The organism is Staphylococcus sp. GDY8P45P, assembly GCF_017892745.1.
In the GTDB taxonomy this organism is placed as follows: domain Bacteria; phylum Bacillota; class Bacilli; order Staphylococcales; family Staphylococcaceae; genus Staphylococcus; species Staphylococcus cohnii.
This window is the reverse complement of record NZ_JAESLS010000007.1, coordinates 261476-267475: the sequence shown is the minus strand read 5'-3', so window position 1 is coordinate 267475 and position 6000 is coordinate 261476. Positions and strand designations below refer to the sequence as shown.

Sequence of the window (6000 nt, the reverse complement as noted above, 5' to 3'; positions counted from 1 at the left end):
GTTACTCCTCGTTACTACTCGTTACTTCTCGTTACTTCTCGTTACTCCTCGTTACTCCTCGTTACTCCTCGTTACTCCTCGTTACTCCTCGTTACTCCTCGTCGTATAAAGAATAATACTGGGTAGGATCTTGTTTACTACTGCCATGCCAGTAAAGTATTTTTTTATCTAGTAATCCATTTAAAATTTTTCTAGAATATGTATCTTTTTTCCCAAGAATTTCATTTGCTAACTTTACATTGATTTCATTAGATGGGTAAACATATTGAATTATCTTTCTTTCGTCTTTAGAAAGGTATTGCATTACTTCTTCAGTAACATGGTCATTAATTTTATCGTCTTTTCTTTTTTTTCTAGTCATAATATTATTTTCTAATTTTAATAAAACTGCTTTATTAGCAGGTTCTGAGTATTCAGGATCGTTTAAAAAATATTCTTTCATCTCATCATAAATCCTCTTCACTCCCTCATTCAGTTCTTTTACGTATCCATAATCTGCCATTAATCGTGCAATTCTCGGATTTCTAGAAAAGCGCGTATATTTCAAATTATTAATATTTACCATATTCGGTAATTTTCCCGGACTAAAAATTTCTAATCGATCATCATACATAGAAATTTTAATGCAATCTCCAGTTAATGAATAATCTCTATGAACAACCGCATTCACTAAGCCCTCAAGCCAAGCAAACTCAGGGTATTCTGGCACAGTTATAAATTTCCCATTTCTATCTAGACTATTAAAATCTCTTAATTGACTGCTTACTAATTTGCTAACTTCTTCTATTAAAATTGGTAATGGATGGTCAAAACTTTGATCTTTAATTATATTAAGCCGAGATCCCGTTTCTTGAATTGTTCCCTCATATCTTATGAAACGAACTCTAGCATTCGGGATGTATTTACATGGGTTTTTAGCAAACATTAAAATTGCTGCATTTGAGTATCCTTTTTTATTTGTCGCTGTCCTAACATTCAAAATCTCATAGTCAGACTGATTTGTGTTCATCGCTGTCCTATAATCATCAAATAAACTTCTGTCTAAATCCTCCTCTTCAAAGTCTAAGTTCAGCTCATCTTCAAAAGATCGTTGACCTTTATCATACTCAAGACTCACTATTTGATTATGCTTAAGTTTATCTGTACTATCAGACTGCCTTAAATATACATTTTCACTATCGCGTACATATACTACTGAATCGGTTTTAGGTTCAATGTTAATTTCTAATATGTAATCATCGTTTAGAATTTCTATTTCTTCAATATTAAATTCTATGCTTGGCACCAAACCATTATTAATAAGACGCTTAATAGTTTCTAAATCTCTATTGTTATTATTTTTACAACCAGTCACATGACCATCATCACTTATACCTATAACTAGTGTCCCACCCTCAGCATTTGCAAAACCAACAATATGAGACAATAACTTTCTATCATCAATCTTTGCTTCTTTTCTATCAAAATGAGTACCTTCTTTTGTATTCTGATAATATTCCAATTTACACAAATCACGTTCCCTCTTTTCTTTAAACAGTCATACCTACCACATGGTATAATTTATAGTCTCTTTTTATATTTTAACTTGTGGTAATATCAAAGTAAACAAAGTGGTTAATAAGATATATAACCACAATTTGATAGGAGTAATTAATCATGTTTAAAGTTAAAAATACAAATAGTGAAATACTTAAGGCTTTTGCAAGCCTATTTAATGATGCTACAAGTCATATCGAAGAATTTGAAGTACGTTTAAGCATGTATCCAGATTTAGCTAACGAAGTAGATTATAACGAAAATCAAATCAGCATCAGAAATGATTTTAAATATTTAATGGATTTATATGGCGAGCAAGGCACTTTTTCAATAATATCTGAAAGATTATTTAAAGGACTCTATTCGTGGCTAACTAATAATTTTGATCATTCTGAAGTTAATGATCAATTTTTTACTATAAAAGAAGAAATAATTTCTAAATTCAAAATTGAAAACAGCAGCAATTTTTCCAATTATCTGAAATTTTTGTTTTATAAAGATGGACTTATGAAGTTTTCATCCAGAGAAATTAAAAACATTTTAGTTAACCAACATTTTTATGGTACCAAACTAAAGCTATCAAATAGATTTCAATTAAATCAAAAAACAAATATGAGCACTGAATCTATCAATATTGTTGAAGCAAGATTAAAGCAGTTAAAATATAAAAAACCTAAAAAATTTACTAATTCTTATTCTTACGAAAGTCAAAATTTAAGCAAATTAGCACATTCATTATCGAACCAACGCAACATTGCCTCTACTTCTAAGTCTTATAACAATAATCAGTTTAAATTAGCTGACATTCAAAAAAGCTTCTTTATAACTTATAAAAATTATCTTGCTTCTACTAATCAAAGCACTTCTACATTAAATGAAAATAGTTTGAATCATTATGTGAAGAAATTGTTACAACATGTCGCCAAAATCAGTGACAACACGTTCTCTAATAAATTCTATACATACAATGATGCGCTGTTAATTATAAGTTACAGCCTTCTCAAAAAGTTTTTACCAGATAATCTATATTTAAAATTATTAGAAAATAATACAATTGAACTGGCTTCAGAAAATCAACAACACTTGCAAATAGATAGTATATTGTCAGAGCTAGTAAAGAAAAATTATCAAAAGAAACAACTAAATAAAGATTTTTCTGAATTTGTTAAATTATTAAGCGACATTATTCCCGTACATTTAGTAATAGGTAAAGCAGACACTATTACTAGATTATTGAATTCAGCACCAAAGAAACAAAAAGAGATTTTTATTGAAGAAGCGACATATCATTTTGAAAAAGACTTATCTTATTATCCATTACATCAAGTTTATAAAGATTTTTTCGTTTATTATTTCAAAGGATACAATGATCTCATATCAATAAATCAATATATACTTTCTACAGTTAAACATAATATGCATGCAAATCACACATTCAATAGTTTTTTTAATATATTTGAATTTAATAAATCTTTATTTGACAGTATTATGACTTTTGAATTTATAGATATTGAGAAGCATAATACTCTATCTAGTAGTAAAAATCCATTGCAATTTCATGCTAATCTCAACCATCTAAAAAGTGAAACCACACTTTCATTTTTAGAAACACTTTCATTTATGCACGAATATCAATTTGGAATAATAAAAAAAACTTAAACTTTTTTTCATCCATCAAAGCTTGATATATAAGGCTTTTTCTTAAAAATCTTCCTAATTACATTTTATACTATGGCGCAAACATCCTTTCATTAAGGTGTTTGCGCTTTTTTCGTATTCTATCTATCTGGAAGATTGTTAGCGATAATGGAAAAATTTAGTTTTAAGATATGAAACATAGTTAGTAATTACTAATTATAAAAGATATCAATGAATTGAGGTGAGTTTAATCATGGCTAACGGTGGTTCCAATTACAACTTGCTTTATAAAGCGGCACTATCTGTAACTTATAAGCAGTTAACTTCTGGTACACAATATAGTTTCAACGAGTTGAATCGCTATCTTGGTATACCATGTACTACTACTGAACAGCAACAGGCTGGACAAAAGTACGCTGCATGGGCAAAGAAGAACCCACATATTGTGGAGATAATATGTGAGATTTCACCCTTAATTTATAAAAAGAAATAATTATTGAAATTTGGAGGTTATCAATATGACTAATAAAGTAATATTTAAACGTAATCAGTATGCATTGACGAAACCAGGACGGTGGACAAAAGAAGTCCAACCCACTACTAAAGATGGTAAAGTGACATACTTGGATTTGGGAGGTTATATCAATATCACTGATCGCTTCCAAGATCCAACATCTGGGAAAGAACGCTTAATCTTAGAAAACGAGTATGGTAATACTGTTATTCGTGATGCCGACATCTTAACGCCTATGAAACTTCCTTCCTTAATGGGTTACGGCTTTACGATTAACACTCGATATATCCACGAATTGGGCTATGCATTGCAATTAATGCGTGAAAGTCTGCCAATGGCCACTTTGTATAGCGGTTCTGGCGTAATTAACACAAAAGATGGATTAGTAATCAATACCAACTATATTGAATATCATCCATCAATACCACAAAACACACAAATTTTGTGTGATGGAAAATATGACCTTGAACCTAAGGGGAGCTATACACAATGGTTATTAATGTACGATGCAGAAGTTAAAGGTCATTTAATGCTTGAAATGGCAGTTACAATGGGCGTTAGTGCCCTTGTAACAAGCTACTTAAACAAAATAGACCTAATAGAATTCGGGGGTACAATATACTCTCTAACGGGTCACAGTAGTTCAGGTAAGACAACAGCTGCAATGTTAGCTGTTTCTGTAGGTGGAGCTCCAACAAAAGGAACAAGCACACTATTTCGTAGTTGGAATACAACTCGTAATGGTTTAGAAGGTTTTATCAATGAAAATTACGGGATACTTGTTGCTTTTGATGAATTGTCGACTGCCACATTCCCTGATACGACAGGCTTACTCTATTCTATAGCTGAAGGGCAAGGCCGTCAAAGAGCGAATGTTCATGGTGAAGCCAAAGAAACGAAGACCTGGTCAACATCGCTTGTTTCCACTTCTGAATATAGCATTTTTTCTCATAGCGCTAAGAATGACGGATTATACGTTCGTACAATAGAGTTAAATGATGTATTCACTCACAGTGCTGATAACGCAGACAATATAAAACTAGGTGTACGACAAAATTATGGTCATGTATTACCTTTAATCGGTTCTTTTCTCCTAAATCATGAAAACACGGTTAGAACATTTTTCGAAGAAGAACAGCAATGGTTTAAACATGCGTTAAGCAATGAAAAAGAAAAAACGGGTCAGCGTATGTTCAACCGTTATGCGGTATTTGTTACTTCTGCACGTATATTATCATCTGTAACAAATCGATCTGTATTATTAGATGAAATGCGAGAGTATTTACTAAACTATCATAACGAAACAATAGCTGAACGGTCATTAGCCGATAAAGCAATCGAACTAATTGTCCAATTTGTAGCACAGTACAGAAATAAATTTTCAGATGATGGTCGATTATCAAATATGCTGGAAGGGTTTGGTCTCATAGAACTTAAAGATGACCACATCCAAGTTAAAATAATTGCCAAAGTTTTCAAAGATATGCTTAATAATAATCAATTTCAAGACAGCAACAATGTAATAGAAGCTTTAAAAGAAAAAGGTTATATGGATTCTGATCGAGATAGACAGACAACAAAGCGCAGTGTCAAAGATGCTCAAGGAAAATCTAGGAGTATTGTATTCTATCATCTTAAATTGGATAAAGAACTTGCACCTATTTTTGGCTTAAGTTCCAATACAGAAACTTTCATATCACCGAAATTTGATGATAATACAAATCCAGATTTGCTTAATAATTTTATTAAACAAGCGAAAGAAAAAAAAGCAAGTGACGATTTAGAACTATAAATTTAAATATTATACCGCTACAACGCTCTATGCGTTGTAGCTCATTAAATCAACCGGAGGAATAAACTATGAATGTAATTGTATTAGCACATAATATTACAGATGAAAGAGAAGCCTACTTAGACGAACCTATTGATACTGTAAGAGCATATTGTAAAGAACATAGTTATAAAATCACAAAAGATTATAACGACGATAACCAATTAATAAATGATATTAAACTGAAGCACGTCAAACCTAAACGTATTGTCTTTTGGGGCATTTATGAAGATTATCCTAAATTGGTCAAACTCTGCTCAACACGAGGTATTGAACTCATTACAACGTTTCCAATGTTGGTATAACACTTTTATTACTATCATAATCAATTGGGAGGAAGAATATGGACGAATTAATCACATTACTCGCTGATTTAGTGATTGAAGAAATCAATCACGCTGATGACTAATAATAACGCCCAACACCTGATTGGTGTTGGGCTTATGTGTAAATTCATTCATAAATATATATTATCAATGTG

Annotated in this window: 5 protein-coding genes; 4 read left to right on the top strand and 1 reads right to left on the bottom strand. The window is 31.3% G+C overall.

Translation table 11 applies throughout. From position 1 onward, the window contains the following. Nucleotides 1-91: 91 nt before the first annotated feature. Nucleotides 92-1510, bottom strand: a complete 1419-nt coding sequence (locus tag KA873_RS09270) for an RNA-binding domain-containing protein (protein WP_031920597.1) — start codon at nt 1508-1510, stop codon at nt 92-94. 146 nt (nt 1511-1656) lie between these two features. Here KA873_RS09270 and KA873_RS09265 point away from each other — a divergent pair, with 146 nt between their 5' ends. The 4 genes from KA873_RS09265 (at nt 1657) to KA873_RS09250 (ending at nt 5824) form a co-directional block, all read left to right on the top strand. Then, a complete protein-coding gene (locus KA873_RS09265) occupies nt 1657-3195 on the top strand; it encodes a hypothetical protein (protein ID WP_031920596.1) in 1539 nt (512 codons plus the stop codon). A 232-nt stretch (nt 3196-3427) separates the two neighbouring features. Further along, entirely contained in the window at nt 3428-3667 is a 240-nt protein-coding gene (locus KA873_RS09260; protein WP_031920595.1) for a hypothetical protein, read from the top strand. 25 nt (nt 3668-3692) lie between these two features. Further along, nucleotides 3693-5480 carry a cassette chromosome replicative helicase gene (gene cch1 / locus KA873_RS09255; protein WP_031920594.1) on the top strand — a complete coding sequence of 596 codons (1788 nt, stop codon included), beginning with the start codon at nt 3693-3695 and terminating at the stop codon, nt 5478-5480. 68 nt (nt 5481-5548) lie between these two features. Beyond that, nucleotides 5549-5824 (top strand): recombinase family protein, encoded by a 276-nt coding sequence (locus tag KA873_RS09250; protein WP_031920593.1) that lies wholly within the window; start codon nt 5549-5551, stop codon nt 5822-5824. Nucleotides 5825-6000: the final 176 nt, after the last annotated feature.